The sequence below is a fragment of the Xanthobacter versatilis genome (assembly GCF_043193975.1).
GTDB classification, from domain to species: domain Bacteria; phylum Pseudomonadota; class Alphaproteobacteria; order Rhizobiales; family Xanthobacteraceae; genus Xanthobacter; species Xanthobacter autotrophicus_E.
This window is the reverse complement of sequence record NZ_JBAFVB010000006.1, coordinates 204,758-226,381: the sequence shown is the minus strand read 5'-3', so window position 1 is coordinate 226,381 and position 21,624 is coordinate 204,758. Positions and strand designations below refer to the sequence as shown.

Here is a 21,624-nt window from a genome sequence, read left to right as displayed (position 1 = left end):
TAGCAGTTTGAGAATGAGGTAGTCCGGGGTGGGCGTAGCGTGAGCGCCTGCCCCCACCTGTCGAGGTCACATCATACGTCGGCGGCAAGGCGCGTCGAAGCGCGAAGGGCGGGACTGGCGTTCTCAAGCGCCCAGGCCAGATAGCGTTCGGCCGCCCGCTCGACAGGCAGCGGCGTCTTCATGGTGCTGTAGAAGCGGTCCCAGCCATCCATGTCTGCGGCGGCGGATAGGAGCGTCTCGCCCCAGTCGGAGGTATTGCCGACGCCCACGTGCAAGCCGTCGATGCCGTCGCGCACGTGTTCCGCCATTCCGCCGATGTTCGAGCAGAGCAGCGGCCGACCGAAGCGGAAGGCCTCCTGGATGACCACGGGGGAGTTTTCCCACCACACGGACGGCACCACCACCCAGTCGATGCGGGCCATGCGGCGGCCCAGGTCGTCGCGGTGGTAGGCTCCGGGCCAGTGCAGCACGCCTTCCTCCATCAACGGCCGTCGCAGCGCTTCGATCCGGTTGCGGAAGGTCTCTTCCTGGTGTTCGAGGTTGGCGCCGTGAATCTCGACGTGGATATCCTTGCGCTGCTTGCGGGGCAGGTTGGCGAGGGCGGACAAAAGCACGTCCACGCCCTTGAACGGCGTCACCTGCCCGAAAAATGCGAAGCGGTTGCGCGATCCGCCGGGCGGCAGCGTGCGCGGCGGGAGGCGCGCGCCCTCCGGCTGCCCGTTCTCGATGACGGCGATCCGTTCCGCCGGCAGGCCCCAGGAGATGTAGCGCTGACGCAAGAATTCGGACGGCGCGATGAAGCGATCCACCGCATCGAAATGGCGGCGGATGAAATGCTTACGCAGCCAGAAGTCTTCTTCGCTGCGATCCGGGTAGCAACCCACGCACGCCTGAAGGCTCTCGCCAAAGCACAATTCGGCGGAGCCGCGCTTCACCATCTGGCCGTTGTTGGCGCAGATCGCCTGGAATTCGTGGAGCGTCAGCACGATCTTCGCCCGCGGGCAGGTGTGCCGGATTTCCCGAAGCAGTTCCAGGCCCATATGGGCGTAATGGTGGACGAACACGATGTCGGGCTTCAGCCCGCCGAGAAAGCGCCGGAACGAAGCCGTCACGGCATCGCGCACGCCGGATTGGAACTTGAACCAGTCCCGCATGCCGGTGCGCCAGAGAAACTCGTTGTTCCGCAACACGGTGATGAGGCCGGACTGCTCGCCCGCGTGATGGCCTGCGAGCAGGACCACCTTGCGCGCGGCCTCCGCCTTGCCCAGGGCCGCGAACAGTTGATAGGCCGCAACTTCGGCGCCGCCGGCGCTGAAATCCACATGGCCATGGGAAATGACAAGAATGGTCCCGGTCAAAGACGCTCTCCCGCCATCCCGTGCATCGCGTGTCGATCCAGCGCCTCGCGCCAGCGCTCCTGGTGCAGCCAGGCGTTGAACAACATCACCCGCACCCGGAAGTCGCCGGAACCGAAAAGGCCCAGGGACTGCCGCTCCAAGTGCGTCAGCGCGATGTCTGGGCACACGCCCACCCGCCGCCCCGCCGCCTCCGCTGTCAGGCAGAGGTGGGAATCCTCGAAATCCCCGATGAGGTAGTCCTCGCAGAAGCCGCCAAGCTCCAGCAATTCTGCGCGATGGCCGATGAGGCAGGCTCCGGTGGCAGCGGCTTGGTCGATAATGGCACCCGCTGTCGCCGGCCCGGCCGCGAGGCCCTTGCCGGGATGCTGGTTCAGATAGACCCCGTAGGCCGGGCTGTACTCGAATGTCATGCCGTCATGCTGCACGCCGCCGCTGGGAAATAGCAGCCGGGTACCAAGCAGCGCATACTCCGGATTGTCGTCGAGCCGGGCGCTCAAGGCGTCGAGCCAGCCGGGGGCGGTGGGGATGACATCGGAATTCAGGAACAGGATCTGGCGTCCCCGCGCCACCGACAGGCCCAGGTTGTTGGCGCCGGAAAAGCCCCTGTTGCGTCCGCCCCAGACCACGGTCAGTGGCACCCGGTAGAGTTGCCACCACCGCTCCATGGCGGACTGCACGGGCTGCGCGATGTTGGGATCATCGACGATATAGAGCACCTCGCAGCGCTCGCGGATGAAAGCATCGTCTGCAAATTCAAGCAGTTGATGGTCCACGAAGTCGTAGCGACCGAACAGCGGGATGAGCAGCGACACCTCCGGCTCGGCCGCGACCGGGCCGATGCGCCGCACGAGGGGTTGGTTTCGCGGGTGCTGGCGCATGCGGGCGATGAGGCGCTGCAGCAGCGGGCCGTCGTGGGCGGCGAAGCGCTCCACCATGCGCTCGGGCGGCACCGGCAGGCTGAAGGCCCAGCGCGCGTAGCCCACCGCATCGAGGGGGGCGGGCTCGCTGGTGCGCTCATGGAGCAGGATGAGGTCGTCGCCGGCCCGGGCGAGAAGGCGCACCACGGAGCCTCCGCGAGCGGTCGGCGGCAACGCCTGCAGGAAGCCGGCTTCGGCGCAGTCGGCCCCGTAATCCGCTGAAAAGCCTTCGAAAATGTCGGGTCGGTTCCAGCGCAGCGCACCCGCCAGATCGAGGCACGCGCCCCTGTCGTCGACGACGAAGAAGTCGGCGCGGCCGAGCGACCAGCCGACGCAGAGGCCGCCGGCGTCGGGGACGGTTTTCAGGATGTCGATGTAGCCGCGGGGGTCGCCGGGGCGGTGGGAGGGGGTGGCGGACCAGGCGACGGTGCGCAAAAGGTCGGGCAAATCGCGCAGCGCATCGAACAGGACGCCCCGGGCCGGGGCGTATTCGCGCAGGATACGGGACAGGTCGGGCTCAAGATCGGCGGCAGCAAAGTCTTGCAATGCAACGCTTTTCTGCTTCCGCCCGCCGGCCCTGGCGTGCACCTTCGCGCCTTCCGGGAAGGGGCTGCGCCAGAGGAGGAGGTAGCCGGTGACTGGACTGGAGAAGGCATAGGCGGTGGCCACGTCGGGGCGCGGCACTTCGACCCGCAGGAGTGGGGCGAGGGGCTCATTTCCGCTGTAAAGTCCGAGGGTTGCGTCGCCGCTCGTCCAGCCGGTGAGGACCAGAATCTGGCCGTCGAAATACAGCCGGTCGAGTCCCGCCCCGTCCCGGTGGGTGCCGGTAGAGTCGGTCTGAACCACTGGCGGCCAGACCGGGCCTTCGACGGGGCGCTGCCAGATAACCTCTTTTTCTTCAGGGGCTTGCGCTGGCGGAGCGGGGTCGGCTGCGGGTTCTTGAACTTCATGGGGTTCAGGAGGTTCGGGTTCAGCTGCGCTGCCGCCTTGCGCCTGCTGCGGCCGAGATCGATTTGTGAACCACGACATGATCTTAACCCGCCCCAGCAGGGTCCAGAGGCAATGGCACCGTCCCCGCAATCCCTGACATGTCAATTAGAACTCGCGTAAGGGGACGTCAATTTGCATATTGCGACGCTGTGGAGATGCAATTCTAATTCACAAATTTTCTTATTAATAAAAATAGTTCACTGCGCAAAGGTTCGGCTGGGGCTGCTTTTGCGTGCAGCGCGATCCTGAGTTGCGGCGAATGGCTAATCGCGCTTTCCCTCGCCTTTTGGGCCTTGTACGAGAGGAATTGAAATGGTGCCGAAATCGGGCTCGATTCCAATTTGGCAAGGTATGGAGGTACAAGTGCGCGTAGCTTTGATGGCCCCGACCGCAGGCATAGAAAATTCCTACCAGCTGTCGGCGTCGGAGCTGTTCCGTACCGTTGGCGGCAATACCGGCAATCTGGCCTTCATTGAAGCTATCTCCATTCATTTGAAGCGACAGGCTGTTGTTGTTCCATGGGAAATCAAGCCGGATAAGCTTCGGGAGGTTGCCGACATTGTTGTTTTTGCCGGAGCCAATCAACTTGGAGCGCATACCCACCTTGGAGGACTTGCGACCCTGTTTGAAGCCGCCAAGCTGCCGGTCGTCGTGATAGGCCTTGGCGCGCAAGCCGATAGCCTGGAAGTTGAAACGACCATTCCCGAGGGCACGCTCCGATGGCTCAAGGTGGTTTCGGATCTGGCACCCTCATCAGCGCCCAACATCGGTGTCCGAGGAGAATATAGCTACAAGCAGATTGAACGTGTCGGGTTCGGTGATCGGGCTATCGTTACGGGCTGCCCTTCCAATTTCATGAATCTGGAGAGTGATTTTGCCTCCGTTATCGAAGCAAGATTGCAGCTTCCGATTCGTCGCATCGTCTCAGCAGTGGGCCAACATCGCTGGGGTCGTCTTGCAGATATCGAGCGTTCGTTGCTCGATCTGGTGGATTCGACGTTCGGCTCGTGCGTTGTGCAGAGTGGCGAGTTGATGGTCCAGCTTGGGCAGGGTGAGCTTAGCTCTATCCCGCCCGCAGAATTTGAACTCCTACGCGCCTATTTCCGTCCGGAATTGACCAGCGACGAGTTCGCTGTGTGGTGCCGCCGCAACATGCTCGCGTTCGGTAACGTTCCGAGCTGGAGAAAATGGCTGGCCCAGCATGATTTCGTTGTAGGGCCGCGTTTCCATGGCGTCATGCTGGCGATTCAGTCCGGGGTTCCCGCGGGGTGTATCGCGCACGACAGTCGGACAATTGAGCTTTGCACGACGATGGGCATTCCTGTTCGAAAAGTGCAGGACATCAAGCTTCCGATCAGCCTACAGGCACTCAGCAAACTATTCTCATTTAGCGCATCAGAGTATCGAGCAAAGCGCCAAAAACTGGCCAAGGCGTATGTTTCGATTCTTCAAGGTGCGAAACTTGATTTCGATGGCCGGCTATTGGCGCTATCGTCCAGCGTTTGATGTGGATCCAGAAATCCTGATTATAAACCAGCCGAAAATTAGAAAATATCATGGAAACTGCATCAAAATTCAGAGCAAAGCGAATTCAGAATGCGAGAGTGCAAGCATTCCGACACCCGCTACTCTCATTTAATGGTGGCGTTGTTTTCGATGATCCAAATGATAAGGAAAATATTTTCCTTCGCCACACGCGATATTGGAAACCTGTAGACCGCACGGATTATACATTAGATTTCAGTAATTTCGTTGCTGGATCGTATATCTACGGCGGACCGATTTACAATCATTTTGGACACTTTATGTCCGAAATGATTCATAGGATTACGCTTGCACGCATTCTTAATCCGGGGCAGAAAATTGTATTTGTTGCTCCGCCGACGACGCTAAGTAAAATACCAGATCCACCTAAATATATAGAGGCGATTCTCAATTTTATTGGCGTGAATCGGTCGGATTATATTGTTGTAAATGTGGATTCAACAATTGAGGAATTATTTGTAATCGAATCCGGCTCTGATCTTGGTGGTGGGCCAAAGCCATACTATGCGGATTTTTTGAGAGATAATTATAGAATCAAAGATCTAGATGGCTTTAAATATAAGTATGGCGGGAAAAAATTGTTTGTTTCCCGATCTCGATTGAATCACGGAGGGGGCTTCCTCGGCGAAGCGTACGTTGAGGAGTGGCTCGGATCGGCTGGGTTCGAAGCATTTTTCCCAGAAAATATATCATTTGACGAGCAAGTTGCAGCTTATTCGCTGTCGAACGAGGTGGTGTTCTCGGAGGGCTCCGCCTGCCATGGGACGGAGCTTCTAGGGACTTCAGCAATGGGGAAATGCTCCCTCCTTGGTCGTAGGCGTTCTCATTCCGATGTTTTTTGTCGCGTTCTGAAGCCAAGATCTGAATGTTTTGTTTACAAACATTGTGGAATCGAAATTGGAACCATTGTCCACCGAATTGGTAGTGGCGCGCCACTCAACGAATTTGCTGTCAGCTTGTATGATCCAATATATTTAAGCGAAATCATAAATTCAATTGGAGTTGATCCTAGGCATAAATTCGACACTTCTAAATATACTGACTACGTGCGAAGAGATTTCCAAAAATATGTAGATCATCACAAAAGTAAGCCATCTCCATTGTATTATTCAGATAATGAAGAATATATAACACAAAAAATGGGTGACTGTATCGACTCAATATCGTAATTCTACGAAATTTTTCTCAATAATACCGGCATTGAGAGTCCAAATATAAGTAATATCAAAATCGAAATATTCAAAAAAATAGGATCATAAAATGTACTTGTATATTCATTATAAAAACTAATTCTCGCACTATCAACGACGTGAGCGAGGGGATTAAAATAGATAAAATCTGATATTTTATTTGGCAATAAGTCTGGTAGGAATAGAATTCCTGACGAGACCCAAAGAATTGGACCCATAACATTTCCTAGCATCATCGCAAATGGCCAGATTGCGCTTACTCCTCCGAATATTAGACCTGTTGCAACTCCGAAAACCCAGGCATGGACTATTGCGCCAAGAAAATTCGGCCATTCTGATGCAGATACGTGGTGTCCTAAAATGGAAAGCGAGCTAAACAGCGTTACTGCAACAATAGTTCCGCTAATTATTTCGACAATAATTCGAGCAGCAAATAAATCAAAAATATCGACGCTTGGAAAATACAATAGAGATCTATTTTGAGCTATGGTTTGCATAATCTGGCGGTGGCAATACAGCCATAATATAAACGGGAGTACGCCAGTCATTAAAAAAACGGGGCCATCTGTTCCAATGGGTGCTGGTCTTCCGAGCACTGTGGTTATGACGATCGCAATCGTCAGATGGGCAAGCGGAATCATAATCCCCAGCAGGAAGCCGAAATAGCCGGCGCCAAACCGCGTCTGCAGGTCGCGCATGATCACCGCGCCGACCACGCGGGCGTGCATGGCCGAGGCAGTGCGCCAGCTCTCGCCGGCGAAGCGGGTGGGGCGGGGGGCGTTGGTCATGCTCAGGCCTCCATTGCCTGGCGGTGAACCTCGATGGCGTCGTTCACATCCTCGAAGATCATCAGCCGACCCTTCTGCAACACCATTCCGGCGGTACAATAATCCTTGATGGTGCCGGTGGAGTGGGAGGCCATGATCATGCCCGCGCGCGTGCGCCGCTCGGCAAAGGCCTGCGCGCACTTGAGCTGGAAGCGGGAATCGCCCACCGCCGTGATCTCGTCCACCAGGTAGAAATCGAACTCGATGGCCATGGATACCGCAAAGGCCAGCCGCGAGGTCATGCCCGAGGAATAGGTCTTCACCGGCATGTCGAGGTCGCGCCCCAGCTCGGAAAAATCCTCCACGAAATCGGTCACCTCGGCAATGTCCGCATCATAGACGCGGGCGAGGAAGCGGATGTTCTCCCGCCCCGTCATCTGCGGGTGGAAGCCGCCGGCAAAGCCCAGCGGCCAGGACAGGCGCACCGAGCGGTAGATGCGTCCGGAGGTGGGCGCCTCGGTGCCGGCGATGAGCTTCAGGAAGGTGGACTTGCCGGCCCCGTTCTGCCCGAGCAGCCCGTAGCTCACCCGCGGATCGAGGGTGACGGAGACGTTGCTGAGCACCACCTTGCGCCTGAGGTGGGTCCAGTAGGTCTTGGTGAGGCGGTCGGTGACGATCATCGTGCAGCCTCAAGCCTTCAGGTGGCGCATCAGCTCGAACGCCGAGACGATGACGAGCCAGAGGAGGCAGAAGGCCAGCGCCGCCGCCAGCGGCATCCAGAAGCGGTGGGGCCAGTCGCTCTCCTGCGCGCGCACGGGCTTGACGAAGGTGGCCAGATACATGCCCTGCCGCTCGGCGGCCACCCGCGCCTGCTCCAGCGCGGTGGCGGCCGCGGTGTACTGGCGCTCGGCGATCTGGCGCTCGAGGTCGAGGGTGTCGTAGCGCGTCATGATGGCGGAGAGGGTGTCCTTGTCGGGACCGCCGGCCGTGGTGAGGCGCGCCTTCAGGGCGGTGATGTTGTCGCGGATGGCCTGGCGGCGCGCCTCCAAAAGGCCGAACTGCGGGGCATCCGGGCTCAGGGTGCGGCGGGCGGTGCCCAGCTCCTGGTCGATGAGCACGAGGTCGCTTTCGAGGTCGCCGAGCAGCTTGGCGATGCCCTCGTTGGTGCGGGCGGGATCGATGACGCCCACCTCGTTGCGCAGGTCGCGCACCGCGGCGCGGGCCTTGCGCAGGCGGGCCTCGGCGCGCTCCAGCTCGGCCTGGCTCTGGGCGATGGCATCCTTGCGGGTGCGCTCGCCGAGCTTGTTCACCATGTCCTCGCTGAGGCCGACGATGGCGTCGGCGATGGTGAGCGAATCCTCCGGGGAGAAGGCCCACACCTTCACCGTGATGATGCCGGAGGGGGATTCGATGGCGGTGTCGATCTGGCTGCGCCAGCTGCGCTCCAGCCGCTCGATGGGGCGGTCCGGGTTGAAGCGGGAGAACCAGTCGATGCTCGGCCGCGAGAACAGCTTGCGCAGGCCGATGCGCTCGTCCAGCGCCGCCACCACGGCGAGGCTCTTCACGTAATTGGCGATGATGAGGGAATCCTGCACTTCCGACAGGCCCTGGGCGGCGGCGTCGGAGGAGAGGTTCTCGATGCCCGCATGCTCGGAGGTGCGCACCGCGAAGCGCGCTTCCGACAGATACTGGCTGGAGGCGAAGAAGATGAAATAGGCGGCCACGATCAGGGAGGGCACCACCACGATCACGATGAAGCTTGCCATCAGCGGCAGCTTGAACGCGGCAATGGCGCGCACCTCCGCGCTCCAGAACGCGGCGCTGGTGGGCCGAACGACCGATTGTCGCAGACGCGCCTCGCGCGCCTGGCGGCGCAGCTCCTCGCGCAGGCGCGCATTGCGTTTGACGAGGGCCTCGGCGGACGCGGGTGGCGGCGCCATATACTCGACCCGTGCGACGGTCTGGTTCACCGCGCCACCCTCTCCCACCCGATGGCGACCATATCTTCAGTCACTTCCCGAACCTCTGCGGCAGCTAGCATTCCGCAGCTTTCCATGTCTATCCTAACGCTTGGTGGCGCTGCCGCAAATCTGCATGAATTCGACTGGTCCTGATGACCCGACCCGGTTTTTCCACGCCACATACGTGCCCTGATGACGCAAAGGCGGTGGAGGAGGCGGAGGTCGGCGGCCCGGAACACGGGGCCTCGGATCTCGGCTCTCCCGATCTCGTCACCCCCGATACTGGCGCCCCTGATCTTGGCGGCAGCGACGGTCCGGCGCTCCGCGCCCGGCTGGAGCGGATCGAACGGCAGAATGCGGCGCTCATGGAAGCGCAGGCGGCCCTCGGCGCGCAGATCGCGGCCCTGCAGGACCATGCCAATCTGGTCGGGCAGATGGTCCAGGAGATGCACGCGGGACGCCGGCGCCGCCTGTTGTCCGGGTTCGCGTTGCCGCTGCCGCTGGTGCGGCTTCGGGAACTCATCACCGCGCCGGGACCCTCCTTTGCCTATCTGAAGGAAATGGCGCGCCTGTGTGTCGTCACCGGCACGAGCGTGGTGGCGGACGGGGCCGGCGGCTGGCGGCTGAAGCGCCGTCCGGTGGCGATCGCCCGCAACATGGCGCGCGATTTCTCCGCCCTCATGTTCGGGCGCCGGTCGGTGGTCTACCGGGTGCGGCCCCACCATCCGCCGCTGGCGGTGCGCCCGCGCGTCCTGCACGTCATTCCCAATGTCTATGTGGGCGGCTCGACGCAACTGGTGGTGGACCTTCTGGAGCGGCTGGGCCACCGCTACGAGATGCAGGTGGTCACCGCCGGGTTGCCGCCGAACGGCCGGCACGAGGGCATGGTGCTGCATCACCTGCCCTTGGGAAGCCAGCCGGCGGCGTTCGCCAATCTCCTGTCCTCCGTGCGGCCGGATATCGTCCACCTGCATTACTGGGGCGAGAGCGACCGCCCCTGGTACGAGGCGGCGCTGGCCGCCGCGCGCGAGAGCGAGGCGGTGCTGGTGGAGAACGTCAACACGCCGGTGGCGCCGCTGCGCGATCCGCGCATCCACACCTATGTGTTCGTCTCCGACTATATTCGCCAGGCCTTCGCGCCGGATATCGCCAACGGGCAGGTGGTGCATCCCGGCATCGATCTCGACCGCTTCTCGCCGCGCGATTTCGCGCCCGGTGCCGAGGACACGGTGGGCATGGTCTATCGGCTCACCCGCGACAAGCTGGACGACGATTCCATCCTGCCGCTCATCGACGTGGCGCAGCGCCGGCCGAAGACGCGTTTTCTCATCGTCGGCGACGGGGATCTCCTGCCGGTCTTCCACGCGCGGGTGAGCGACGCCGGCGTGCGGCACAATTTCGAGTTCACCGGCACCGTTTCCTTCGACGACCTGCCGGAGACCTACCGCCGGTTCTGCCTGTATGTGGCACCGGTGGTGCGGGAGAGCTTCGGGCAGGTGACGCCCTTCGCCATGGCCATGGGGCAGGCCGTGGCCGGCTACAAGGTCGGCGCGCTCGCCGAGATCCTGGGTGACGACGCCACGCTGGGGACCAGCCGCGCCGCGCTCGCGGATATCCTCATCGCCCTGCTCGACGACAGGGATCGCCTCGCCGCCCTCTCGCACGCCAACCGTGCACGGGCGCCGCACTTCGCGCTCAACGGGATGATCTCATCCTACGCCCGAATCTATGCCGAAGCGCTCGGCCGGGACGCGGACCTGATGCCCGGCTTTCCGTCGGCACAGTTTTACCGCGAAGTGTGACATTCCGCCATCAAGGACCATGGAATTGCCGCGCCGCAAATGAAAAAGCGTCGCTCCTAGTTGCATTTCGCTACCGTTTAGGCCGACAGTTTCCAAAGTGGGAATTCGGTTGCTTTGCATTTTGCGAAATAAGGCTGCACAACGGTTTCATTAGGTTGTGTAGTCAATTTTCGGGTTGTGCAAAGGGGATTCTGGGCTGGTAGCAGGGGCGGTCTGCGCAATGCGTTTTTGTTGCGCTGCACCGTAGGGCGGGCATGACATCACTTATTGTCGGGGCGAACGGCCTGATCGGTCGTCGTCTGTGTGAGCGGCTTTCCCGGAATTCCGTCGGCGTCATCGCGACGACGCGGCGGATGACGGACCTGCTGGCTCATCCGCAGGTGCGCTGGAAGACGGTGGATCTGGCCACCTTCGACGGCTGGGCGAAGCTGCTCGACGGGGTGAAAACCCTTTATCATCTCGCCTGGTCCACCATTCCCGCCAGCGCCGATCCCGATCCGGCGCGCGACATCCTGGAAAACGTGGTCGGCACGGTGCGAATGCTCGAGGCGGCACGGCATGTGCCTGGCCTGCGCATCGTGTTCGCGTCGTCGGGCGGCAGCGTCTACGGCGCGCCCGAGAACCTGCCGGTGAGCGAGGCGCATCCCACCCGGCCGGTGAGTGCCTATGGCATCTCCAAGCTCATGGTGGAGCATTATCTCGACAAGTATCGCGCCATGTACGGCGTGGATGGCGTGGCGCTGCGCATCAGCAATTGCTACGGCGCCCGCCAGCAGTCGCAGAAAGGCCTGGGTGCGGTGACCCTGTTCGCCCGCGCCGGCCTGCGCCGGGATCCGCTGAAGCTGTTCGGGGCCGGCGACGTGGTGCGCGACTATGTCCACGTGGATGACGTGGTGGACGCGATGATCGCCGCCGGTGCACGGCGCCACGTGACCGGCCCCATCAACATCGGGTCCGGCGTCGGCCATTCGCTGCGCGAGGTGATCACGCGGCTGGAGGCGGCCCTCGGCCACCCCCTGGTGGTGCAGCAGGCGCCGCCCCGCATCTTCGACGTGGCGGCCTCCGTGCTCGATGTCACGCGTGCCTATGAGCGGCTGGGCTGGACGCCGACCATCAGTCTTGACCTTGGCATCGAACGGCTGCTGGCCGAGTTGCGCAGTGAACTGGAAACGGAATGCGGGTCGCGCTCTTCGTCCATTGCTACTATCCCGAGCATTTTTACGGTACGGAAAGCTATACTCGGACACTAGCGCGGGAACTGTCCGCGCTGGGGCACGAGCCGGTGGTGGTGACCGCGACCTTTCCCGGCGAGACGCCCCAGCAGGAGATGGTGGAGCGCTACACGTTCGATGGGATTCCGGTCATCCGCATCGACCGCAACGTCCATCCCAACACCGGCCTGCGCGATACCTATGACCTGCCGAGCCTGCGCGCCGTGCACGAGCGCATCCTGCGTGGCATCCGGCCGGACATCGTCCATGTCTGCCACCTCATCAACCACACCACGGCGCTGCTGGAGGTGACGCGGCGGCTCGGACTGCCCACCGTCGCCACCTTCACCGACTTCTTCGGCTTCTGCTTCAACAACAAGCTGAGCGCCGCCGACGGCAGCCTGTGCGCCGGACCCAACGCCTCGCGGTCCAATTGCGTGGCCTGCTCCCTGTTCGCCGATGGCACGGCGGCCAGCAATCCGGCGCGGCGCCTCCTTGCCCGTCTCGTTTCGTCCGGGGCCGCGAACCTGCCGATCCTTGTTCCGGGATGGCGTCCGACCGTCTCCGCGCTGAAGGACCGGCCCGAGCACCTCGCCGCAGCCTACAGTGCCTACGCCGGGGCGCTGACGCCCACGCGCTTTCTCATGGAGGCCTACAAGCGCACCAGCATCGGCGTGCCGCTGGAGCTGAGCCGCTTCGGCATCGATATCGACCGCGCGCCCAAGCCGGCGCGGGACGGCGGACCGACGCGGCTCGGCTTCATCGGCCAGCTCGCCCCGCACAAGGGCCTTCACCTGCTGCTCAGGGCCCTGCGGGAGGTGCCGAAGGGGGCTTTCACCCTCGATGTCCATGGCGACGAGGGCATGGATCCGTCCTACGCCGCACAGGTGCGCGGCCTCTCGACGGGCCTCGACGTGAGCTTCCGCGGCACCTTCTCCATCGAGCGCATCGCGCAGGTTTTGGGCGAGATCGACTTGCTGGTCATTCCCTCCACCTGGGTGGAGAACAGCCCGCTGATCCTGCTCCAGGCCCTCGCCACCCACACCCCGGTGCTGGTGGCGAACGTGGAGGGCATGAGCGAGTTCGTGGAGGCAGGGTGCAACGGCTTCACCTTCGCCAAGGGCTCGGTGGCGGACCTTGCCGCCCGGCTCAAGCTCTTCGCGCAAGATCAAGGCCTTGCGCGTGCAATGAGCGCGAAGACGCACTATGAAAGGACCTCCCGCCATATGGTGGCGGATGTGGCTGACTTTTATGCCCGCGCCTGCGGCATCTGATGAGTGAGAGCATGGGTGGTGAGGGGCAACGATCGCTGGCGGTGACTATCCCCGTGCGCGAGGGCATCGCCGGTGATTTCGAGGCCTGGCTGGCGCAGAACCTGCTGCCGCCCGATGCGTCCGCGCCGCCCGAGGGCATCGCGCCCTTCCCGCCGGCCGAGCTCATGCACAACACCACCGGCCTGACCGAGCCGCGCGATTTCGCCAGCCACGGCGTGCACTTCATGCGCGCCCTGAACGCGCTGAGCCCCACCGCGCTGCCGAACTTCCGTTCGGTGCTGGATTTCGGGGTCGGGGTCGGGCGGGTGGCGCGGCTGTTCCATGGCTTTCGCGGCCGCTACGTGGGCATGGATGTAGACGACCGCCACATCGCCTGGGTGGACAGCAACCTGACCCATGTGCAGGCGGTGAAGACCAGGCCGCGCCGGCGGCTTCCCGCCATCGACCGCAGCTTCGATGCGGTGATCTCCATTTCCGTGTTCAGCCACCTGAGCGAGGCCGACCACCTGTTCTATCTCGACGAGCTGGCACGGGTGGCGGCGCCGGGGGCCGTGCTGTTCCTGTCGGTGCATGGCGAACAGGCACTGCGCCGGGCGCAGGCGGAAGAGCGCGTCTTCGCCATGCTCGACATCCCCGCCGATGCCCTCGATGCGGCGGCCGAAACGCTCCACGGCGGGCGCGGCTATGCCTTCATTCGGCAGAATGGCCATCTCACCAGCGCCGCCTATGACTACGGCATCACCTTCGTCTCGCAGGATTATGTGCACAGCGAATGGGGCCGGCGCTTCGAGGTCGCGGCCATCGGCGCCGGGGCGCTGCACGACTTCCAGGACGTCGTGGTCCTGAGGGCGCGGTAGAATGGCCGGGCTTCCCGTCGCCCAGCCCATCCGGGTCCTGATCGAACGCAGCCGCGCATTCGCGGTGCTCCCCTTCGTGCGGCCCATGCTGAACTGGCGGCGGCTGCCGCGCACCTACGGCACCGGCGCCACCGCCTCGGCCCGCTGGTTCCGCCTGCTGCGGCTGACCTTCGCGCTGGTGGTGCTGCTGCCGGCGGTGATCGCGGCGCTCTATTCGGGGGTCATCGCGACGCCGGTCTATATTTCGGAAGCCCGCCTCGCCATCCGCGAATCCCTGGGCGGGCGCACCATGCTGGACCAGGGCACGCAGGGCGCCTCGGGCGCGCGCGGCGCGGTCTCCGGCATCCTGCAGTCCCTGTCCTCGCTCCTGGGGGGCACGGGGCGGTCGGCGCAGAGCCAGGCGCCTTTCATCCTCACCAATTTCGTCACCAGCCGCGCCTATGTGGCGCGGCTGGATGCGGACGGCCTGCTGCAACAGGCGTTCTCGGGGCCGGGCATCGATCCGCTCTCCGCGCTTAGCAGCACGGCGAGCCTGGAGGAGCGCTGGCGCTACTGGAACCGGCATGTGACCGCAGCGGTGGACCGGCGGTCCGAGATCGTGCTGCTGAAGGTGCGCGCCTTCTCGGCGGAGGAGGCCCACCTCATCGCCGAGCGCATCCTGAAGGATGGCGAGGCCCTGCTCAACGACATCGTCGCCCGCAGCCGGGCCGAGAGCGTGGGCCGCGCCCGCGAGCAGCTCGACCGCGCGCAGGTGCGCTACACCGATGCCCTGGTGCGCCAGCAGGAATGGAGGGCGCGCCAGCGCGCCGTGGATCCGGTGCAGGCCGCCGACGCCCTCGGCCAGAGCCTCTTGCGCCTCGAACAGGAGCGCATCGCCGCCGACCGCGAGATGCGGGCGCTCGAACGCCTGTCCGCGCCCGACGGCCCCACCTCCGGCGTGCTGCGCGACCGTGTCCACGCCCTCGACCAGGAGATCGCCGACTTCAAGCTGCGCCTCGCCCGCTCCGGGTCGGGCAGCACGGCGGTCAGCGCGCTCGCGGCCTATGAGGAGGCGGAGCTGGAGGTGCGGTTCGCCGAGACCATGCAGTCCATCGCGGTCGCCGGATTGCAGGAGGCGGAGCGCCGCGCCCGGGCGCAGAGCGCCTTCGTCAACGTGTTCGTGCCGCCGAGCCTGCCGTCGACGGCCTCCGAGCCGGTGTGGTGGAAGACCGGGCTGTTCGTCTTCACCCTGGCCGGCATCTTCTGGATCAATGCCATGATCCTCGTCGCGGTGATCCGCGATCATCGTCATTGAGGGGGCGGGGGCGTGCTGTTCAGTATCGACGAGGACGCCGGCACCCGCATCGTGGGCTGGATCATGCCCGACAACCCGTCGAGCACGCCCCACGTGGTGGTGTTCACCGGCGGGCAGATGCGCAAGGTGGTGCGCGCCACCGTGCTGCGCCCGCTGCTGCGCGAGCAGGGCCTGCACGAGACCGGCATCTGCGGCTTCGTGGTGGACCAGCATGCGGTGGCCGACCTGCAGGACATGGCCGACCTCGAGCTTTATGACGAGGCCACCAATATCCGCATCTACCGGCGGCGGCCGGCCACCGCCAAGGCGGACCTCAAGCTGTTCCGGCTGGAGACCCGGGTGGTGCCGCAATCGGCGCTGAACGAGCCGTTCCAGGACCTCTTCCACATGGCCTTCACCCGGCTGGACCGCATGCCGGAGGAGGCGGTGCGCTCCATCCTCGGCATCCCCTTCTCGCCGTCCATCTTCTGCGCCGGCCGGCTGTATTTCCGGACCTACGAGCCACTGCTGCGCGATCGCGGCTTCAAGTGCTCGGTACTGGTGCGCGACCCGTTCGAGGAGCTGGCCGAGCAATTGCTCGCGCTGCGCTGGGCGGTGAAGACACCGAACCTCGCCTATTCGGTGCTCAGCGAGACCTACCGGCCGCTGGTGGAGAGCCTGGGCAAGGCCGACCTCTCCGAAATGGCTGACCTTGAGGCCTGGCTCGGCGCGCTGACCCCGTTCGAGCGCACCCTGATCGCGAGCCCGCTGGCGCGTCTTCTGACCTGCCGCAGCTCCGACGAGAACCTGGAGGCCGGCGCCGTGGAGCAGGCGCTCCAGACCCTGGCCGACATGGACGTTGTGGGCCATTTCAACGGCGTGGAGACCTATTGGGACACCCTGCGCGCGGTGCTGGAGATCGACCTGCCGCCCTTGCCCGCGCTGAATTTTTCCAAGCAGGTGGGCGATCTGGAGGCGCGGGTGCGCGACTGGCCGGCGGCGCAGGATCTCCTGGCCGCCGACGTGCAGATCTTCGCCGATCTCGGGGAAGCGATCCGGCGCACCGACGAGGCGACCGACGAGGCCGCCGTGGAGCCGACGCCGGCCTGATCCGCGCGGGGCAGGGGACGAGCTGACGCCGGGACTCAGCGGGTGCGGGCGTAGACGCTGCCCACATAGAGCGACGCCACCGCCCAGGCCGCGAACAGGATGCCGGACACCGCCGCCGCGTCGATAAACGGCGAGGGAAAGGCCTTTTCCGCGGGCAGGGTCGGCGCCATGAAGGTCAGGATATAGACCTGCTTCTGGGCCTGTTGCGTCCGTGCGTCCAGCAGCTCGCTTTCCGCTTCGTTCAGCCGCTGCTCGGCGAGGCGGCGGCGCACTTCCAGCTCGGCGGCAGCCTTCAGGTTGCCGCTGCTGCCGGCCTGCTCCCGGTCGAGGCCGAGCAGGTCGGTGTCCAGCGCCGCGATCTTCTCGTCCAGCGAGCGCATGCGCTCCTTCAGCGCGCGCACCACGGGGGAGTCCTCGTCCATGCGGGCGCGGGCGACGGTGAGGTCGGTGTTGAGCGCGGAGCGCTGGTCGCGCAGCTTGGCGATGACCGCATAGGAGCCGATGGCGCTGCGCGTGGGGTCGAGGGTGCCCTGCGCGTTGCGGAAGCCTTCGAGAGAGGTGCGCACCACGGCGAGGTCGGTGAAGGCCTCGCGCTCCTCGGCATCGGCCTGGAGCACGCGGTCGCCGCGGTTGCGGGTGGTGAGGGCGTTGGTGACGGCTTCGGCTTCCCGCACGATGGCGGCGCCGAGCAGCGCCGCGCTTTCGGGGCTGAAGGCGTGGATCTGCACCCGGATCACCCCGGACAGGGATTCCAGGCTCACCCGCACCTGCCGGTTCCAGTAGGCGACGAGGTCTTCCTCGCTGGCGTCGCTCGCAAGGCCGAACACCGGATCGCGGCCGGCGACGCCGAACACCCGGCGCAGGTCAAGCTGCTGCTGCAGGGCGTCCACCATGGCGCGGCTGCGCAGATAGTCCACCACCACGCGCGCTTCCTGGGAATTGGGCACCTGCGCGGTGCTGGAGCCGGACACCGGGCTGGCGCCGCCCGCCACCGTTTCCAGATTGCCGCGCACCACGAACCGCGTCTCGGAGCGGAACTGCGGCGCCGCGACCATGGCGAGGTAGAGGAAGGACAGCACCGAGGGCACCGCCACCACCACCACGAAGGACAGGATGGCCAGGTCGAGCCGCGTCAGCTGAAGGCCGCGGCGGCGCAGGTCGGCGAGGGCAGGCAGGCGGACGGCCAGGGGCTTGCGCTGGCCGGTGGTGCGCGCCGGCAGCAGCCGGGCGAGCCGTGCGGCCACCGGGGCAAGCGCGCCACGCGCCCGCGCGGGCCACCGCGGGGCGGCGGCCACCACGACCTCGGGGGAGCCTGCCTTCAGGATCTCGCTGGACGCTGGCGCCGGGGAGACCATGGCCGGCGCGTCCCTAAGGCACCACCGCCACCGTGGTGGCCACGGGCTGGGCGACGGCATTGAACACGGAGGTAATCTTCTGCAGATCTGACAGCGGCGCGTTGGCCACGTAGATCGCGTCCTTGTTGCGGATCTGGAAGCCGCGCGCGAGGAAGATGAAGTTGGGATCGCGCATGTTCCAGCGGTAGATCACGCGCACGTAGCCGTAGGCTTCAAGCGGCCGCGCATCGGGCCGCAGCTGGGTGGCGAAGCCGAGCGGCTCGAGGCGCATGAGATAGACGCCCGAGGGATCGGCCCTGTGGTCCACCAGGCCGCCGACGCGCGCGACCGCCTCCTCAAGCGTGATGCCCACCGCATCGAACGGGACCACGGTGGGATTGCCCGCCGCGCCGAACACGGTGAAGGTCTGCGGGTCGCGGATGACGACGATCTTGTCCAGCGGGCGGACGTAAACGTCTTCCTTGGGATCGTTGAGCAGCCGCTGCAGGGGCAGGGTGACGGTGGCATTGCCCCGGCTCAGGCGCACGAACACCTCATGGGCCGGAACCTTGATGCCGCCGGCGGCGGCGATCACGTCCAGCACCCGGTCGCCGCGGGGCGAGAGGGGCACGATGGCGCCGGAGGTGGCCTCGCCCAGCACGGTGGCGGAATTGCTGACGCTGCGGGTCACCACCACCACGGCCTGCGGCTCGATGGCCTTGCCGGTGAGGCGGTCCACCACGGCCTGCTCGATCTGCGAGGTGGTCTTGCCGGCCACCTGGATGCGCCCGGCATAGGGCACGGTGACGGAGCCGTCCTGCGCCACCTGCTGGTCGGGAATGGTGGCGCTGCGCGATCCGGTGCCCAGCCGGTCGATGACCGGGCCGGAGAACAGGCCGCCGGCGGCGGCTTCCCAGATGGTGACGGAGATGGAATCGCCCACGCCCACCACGTAGCGGCCCGGCGGGCGATAGTCGCCGAAGCGGACGCCGAAGCTGGCCGGGCGCTGCTGCTGCATCAGGTGCAGGGTGCGGTCGTCCACGTCGATGAGCAGGTAGCGCTGGTCATCTTCGGGCTGCTGCATCTCGATTTCGGTGCGCGACGGCCCCGAAGAGGGCAGCACCGTGCAACCGGCTGCTGCCCCGGCGAGGAGGCCCATGGCGACAAACCGAACCCAGCCCGTCATTCGATTCCGCTTCTGATACGCCCGACAAAGAATGGGGCAGTTATACATGCCGCAGGCATCCATAGCGACCTAGCGGTACAACGTTTAAAAGAGCGTTGCGGCTGTGCAACATGGTGCGTGGATGCGGCCCGGCAGGGCGCTTTCGCGCAAGGGGTTGGCCGGCGCAGCAATGAGAGCGGAACAGGTGATGCAGGCAGCGCGCGGGGGGCCGACAGCCGATGATCCGTCCCTCGCGGGCGGACCGGTTGCCCGCGAGTCGCTCGCCCGTGAACCGCTTGCCCGTGAACCGCTTGCCATCGTCACGGGAGGTTCGAGCGGGATCGGTCTGGCGGTCGCCCGCGAGCTCGGGCGCAGGGGCTGCCGGGTCGCATTGCTCGCGCGCGATCCCGCCCGCCTCGCCGCCGCCGGGTCGCTGCTGGCGGGGGAGGGGCTCGCCATCCTCACCCGGCCGCTGGACGTGCGCGACCGGGCGGCCTGCGAAGCCGTAGTGGCGGAGCTCATCGCCGGCGCGGGTCCCCCGCTGTGGGTGGTGACGGCGGCGGGGCTCGTCGAGCCCGGCTTCTTCCTGGACCAGGACCCGGCGCGGATGGAGGAGCAGGTCGCCACCAACCTCCTCGGCACCTTCCACGTGGTGCGCGCGACGGCGCCGGCCATGGCAGCGGCGGGGCGGGGGCATGTGGTTCTCGTCTCCTCCGGCGCCGGGCTGTTCGGCGTCGCGGGCTATTCCGGCTATTGCGCCAGCAAGTTCGCGGTGCGCGGGCTGGGCGAGGTGCTGCGCATGGAGCTGGCGCAGGCGGGGGTGCAGGTCACCGTCGCCGTGCCTCCGGACACGGACACGCCCCAGCTCGCCTACGAGGCCCGGCACCGCCCCGCCGCCATCGCCGCCTTCGCCGGGGCCGGGCGCGCCCTGTCGGCAGAAGCGGTGGCCCGGCACATGATCCGCAGCGCCGAGCGCGGCCGCTTCCTGTCGGCGCCGGGGTGGCGGCTTGGCGCCATCGCCCGGCTTCAGGGCTTCGTCTCCGAGTGCTTCGCCCGGGTGCAGATGCGCCTGCTGCGCCGCGCATCCAGGGACTGAAGGGGGCAGGATCCGCCGCCGCGCCCCGGATGCTGACGTGATCGGCCCGAACCCGACGCCGATCGAGGCTCGCGAGTCGAGGCTGGCGCAAGGCTGCGCGCTGGCCTGCCGCCCCGGGCCTGTCGTTGCGCCATGTGGCGGTTGTGCCCCGCGCCGGCCGAAGTGTCGCACCGACGGGGGCCTCCGGCCGGCGTCACGAAGCGCTAAATATGCGCCAGCCCAGAGGAGAGCCGCCGAAATTTCCGGCAGCATTGAGCCGGGCCGCGCCTCCTGTTACGCGGTTCCCGGCCCACGCCTCATCCATTGCTGAAGGACGCCGCGATCGTGCACGACAGCCATTCCCCCACGCCGCACCTCTCCCTGTCCAAGGACAAGATCAAGGTGCTGCTCCTCGAAGGCGTGAACGACAGCGCCGTGGAGCTGCTGACCAATGCCGGCTACACCAACCTCACCCGCCTGCCCAAGGCGCTGGACGGCGACGCGCTGAAGGAGGCCATCAAGGGCGTCCATATCCTCGGCATCCGCTCGCGCACCCAGATCACGCCCGACGTGCTGGAGGCCGCGGACCGGCTGATCGCCATCGGCTGCTTCAGCGTCGGCACCAACCAGGTGGACCTCGACGCCTCCCGCATCAGCGGCGTGCCGGTGTTCAACGCACCCTTCTCCAACACCCGCAGCGTCGCCGAGCTGGTGATCGGCGAGATCGTGATGCTGCTGCGCCGCATCCCCACCCGCTCCCACGCGGCGCATGAGGGCCGCTGGGACAAGTCCGCCACCAACAGCGTGGAAGTGCGCGGCAAGACGCTCGGAATCGTCGGCTACGGCAATATCGGCTCGCAGCTCTCGATCCTGGCCGAGGCCATGGGCCTCAAGGTGATCTTCTACGATCACACCGACAAGCTGCGCCACGGCCAGGCCGAGCCGGTGTCGACCCTCAACGCCCTGCTGGCCCAGAGCGACATCGTCAGCCTGCACGTGCCGGAGACGGCGGCGACCCACGGCATGATCGGCCGCGCCGAGATCGCCGCCATGAAGCCGGGGGCCTACCTTATCAACAACAGCCGCGGCACGGTGGTGGACCTCGACGCCCTCGCCGAGGCGCTGAAGGCGGGCCACCTGCGCGGCGCGGCGGTGGACGTGTTCCCGGTGGAGCCCGGCTCCAACGCCGAGCGCTTCGTCTCCCCGCTCCAGGGCCTCGACAACGTGATTCTGACGCCGCACATCGGCGGCTCCACCGAGGAGGCACAGGAGCGCATCGGCGCCGAGGTCGCCCGCAAGCTGGTGGATTATTCAGACACCGGCTCCACCATGGGCGCAGTGAACTTTCCCGAGGTGCAGCTCCCCGCCCGCCCGACGGGGACCCGCTTCATCCAGATTCACCGCAACCTGCCGGGCATGCTGGGGCGGCTCAACGAGGTGCTGGCCCGCCACTCCGTCAACATCGCCGCGCAATATCTGGAGACCTACGCGGACGTGGGCTACGTGGTCCTGGACGCCGATGCCTCCACCGCGGACAGCCAGAGCGTGCTCGCCGACATCCGGGAGATCGAGGGCACCATCCGCGCCCGGCTGCTCTACGAACGCAAGATCTGAAGCCGGATCCGATCCGGCGGGCGCATCCTGATCGCAAGGTGTGCCCGCCGATGGCCTCTTGTGCGTCGCCCGGGTCGAGGGCGAATCGAACGCGCCGCCCGGGCGCTCGCCCCAAGGCAGGGGCCCCTCGGCCCCGGCCGGTACCGCGCATACCTGCCGGCCTGGGCGCCCGGCGGTAAAT

At 65.2% G+C, this 21,624-nt stretch carries 17 protein-coding genes; 10 read left to right on the top strand and 7 right to left on the bottom strand.

Annotated features, from left to right (window positions below):
* Positions 1-71: 71 nt before the first annotated feature.
* Positions 72-1,358 (bottom strand): glycosyltransferase family 4 protein, encoded by a 1,287-nt coding sequence (locus V5F66_RS13995; RefSeq protein WP_012115778.1) that lies wholly within the window; start codon positions 1,356-1,358, stop codon positions 72-74.
* Positions 1,355-3,304 carry a glycosyltransferase family 2 protein gene (locus V5F66_RS13990; protein ID WP_394094063.1) on the bottom strand — a complete coding sequence of 650 codons (1,950 nt, stop codon included), beginning with the start codon at positions 3,302-3,304 and terminating at the stop codon, positions 1,355-1,357. The genes V5F66_RS13995 and V5F66_RS13990 overlap by 4 nt, the downstream gene beginning before the upstream one ends.
* A 273-nt stretch (positions 3,305-3,577) precedes the next feature.
* On the opposite strand from V5F66_RS13990, the gene V5F66_RS13985 reads away from it, so the two are divergent.
* Positions 3,578-4,771 (top strand): polysaccharide pyruvyl transferase family protein, encoded by a 1,194-nt coding sequence (locus V5F66_RS13985; protein WP_394000299.1) that lies wholly within the window; start codon positions 3,578-3,580, stop codon positions 4,769-4,771.
* A 50-nt stretch (positions 4,772-4,821) separates the two neighbouring features.
* Complete coding sequence (locus V5F66_RS13980) at positions 4,822-5,979, top strand: glycosyltransferase 61 family protein (protein ID WP_394000297.1); 1,158 nt, start codon at positions 4,822-4,824, stop codon at positions 5,977-5,979.
* A 2-nt stretch (positions 5,980-5,981) separates the two neighbouring features.
* On the opposite strand, the gene V5F66_RS13975 is transcribed toward V5F66_RS13980, so the two are convergent.
* Genes V5F66_RS13975 through V5F66_RS13965 form a run of 3 tightly spaced genes read right to left on the bottom strand, consistent with a single transcriptional unit; the run spans position 5,982 to position 8,737 of the window.
* On the bottom strand, positions 5,982-6,788 hold the full coding sequence (locus V5F66_RS13975) for an ABC transporter permease (protein WP_394094062.1): 807 nt from the start codon (positions 6,786-6,788) through the stop codon (positions 5,982-5,984).
* Between the two features lie 2 nt (positions 6,789-6,790).
* Positions 6,791-7,447: an ABC transporter ATP-binding protein gene (locus V5F66_RS13970; protein WP_012115783.1), complete on the bottom strand. Its 657-nt coding sequence runs from the start codon at positions 7,445-7,447 to the stop codon at positions 6,791-6,793.
* A 9-nt stretch (positions 7,448-7,456) separates the two neighbouring features.
* Positions 7,457-8,737: a hypothetical protein gene (locus V5F66_RS13965; RefSeq protein WP_041575941.1), complete on the bottom strand. Its 1,281-nt coding sequence runs from the start codon at positions 8,735-8,737 to the stop codon at positions 7,457-7,459.
* A gap of 143 nt (positions 8,738-8,880) precedes the next feature.
* On the opposite strand from V5F66_RS13965, the gene V5F66_RS13960 reads away from it, so the two are divergent.
* The 6 genes from V5F66_RS13960 (at position 8,881) to V5F66_RS13935 (ending at position 16,255) form a co-directional block, all read left to right on the top strand.
* On the top strand, positions 8,881-10,530 hold the full coding sequence (locus tag V5F66_RS13960; RefSeq protein WP_394094061.1) for a glycosyltransferase family 4 protein: 1,650 nt from the start codon (positions 8,881-8,883) through the stop codon (positions 10,528-10,530).
* Positions 10,531-10,784: 254 nt separating this feature from the next.
* Complete coding sequence (locus V5F66_RS13955; RefSeq protein ID WP_081437096.1) at positions 10,785-11,780, top strand: NAD-dependent epimerase/dehydratase family protein; 996 nt, start codon at positions 10,785-10,787, stop codon at positions 11,778-11,780.
* The gene (locus V5F66_RS13950) at positions 11,705-13,015 is read left to right on the top strand and encodes a glycosyltransferase family 4 protein (RefSeq protein WP_394006022.1); all 1,311 of its coding nucleotides are present in this window, start codon (positions 11,705-11,707) and stop codon (positions 13,013-13,015) included. The genes V5F66_RS13955 and V5F66_RS13950 overlap by 76 nt, the downstream gene beginning before the upstream one ends.
* Before the next feature lie 41 nt (positions 13,016-13,056).
* On the top strand, positions 13,057-13,872 hold the full coding sequence (locus V5F66_RS13945; protein ID WP_394050675.1) for a class I SAM-dependent methyltransferase: 816 nt from the start codon (positions 13,057-13,059) through the stop codon (positions 13,870-13,872).
* Position 13,873: 1 nt separating this feature from the next.
* Positions 13,874-15,166 carry a hypothetical protein gene (locus V5F66_RS13940; protein ID WP_394094060.1) on the top strand — a complete coding sequence of 431 codons (1,293 nt, stop codon included), beginning with the start codon at positions 13,874-13,876 and terminating at the stop codon, positions 15,164-15,166.
* A 12-nt stretch (positions 15,167-15,178) separates the two neighbouring features.
* The gene (locus V5F66_RS13935) at positions 15,179-16,255 is read left to right on the top strand and encodes a hypothetical protein (RefSeq protein ID WP_012115790.1); all 1,077 of its coding nucleotides are present in this window, start codon (positions 15,179-15,181) and stop codon (positions 16,253-16,255) included.
* A gap of 35 nt (positions 16,256-16,290) precedes the next feature.
* On the opposite strand, the gene V5F66_RS13930 is transcribed toward V5F66_RS13935, so the two are convergent.
* Entirely contained in the window at positions 16,291-17,610 is a 1,320-nt protein-coding gene (locus tag V5F66_RS13930; RefSeq protein WP_394094059.1) for a hypothetical protein, read from the bottom strand.
* 13 nt (positions 17,611-17,623) lie between these two features.
* Positions 17,624-18,775, bottom strand: a complete 1,152-nt coding sequence (locus tag V5F66_RS13925) for a polysaccharide biosynthesis/export family protein (protein ID WP_041575950.1) — start codon at positions 18,773-18,775, stop codon at positions 17,624-17,626.
* 187 nt (positions 18,776-18,962) lie between these two features.
* On the opposite strand from V5F66_RS13925, the gene V5F66_RS13920 reads away from it, so the two are divergent.
* Positions 18,963-19,850: an SDR family NAD(P)-dependent oxidoreductase gene (locus V5F66_RS13920; protein WP_394094058.1), complete on the top strand. Its 888-nt coding sequence runs from the start codon at positions 18,963-18,965 to the stop codon at positions 19,848-19,850.
* Positions 19,851-20,174: 324 nt separating this feature from the next.
* Positions 20,175-21,443: a phosphoglycerate dehydrogenase gene (gene serA / locus V5F66_RS13915; RefSeq protein WP_394006013.1), complete on the top strand. Its 1,269-nt coding sequence runs from the start codon at positions 20,175-20,177 to the stop codon at positions 21,441-21,443.
* Positions 21,444-21,624: the final 181 nt, after the last annotated feature.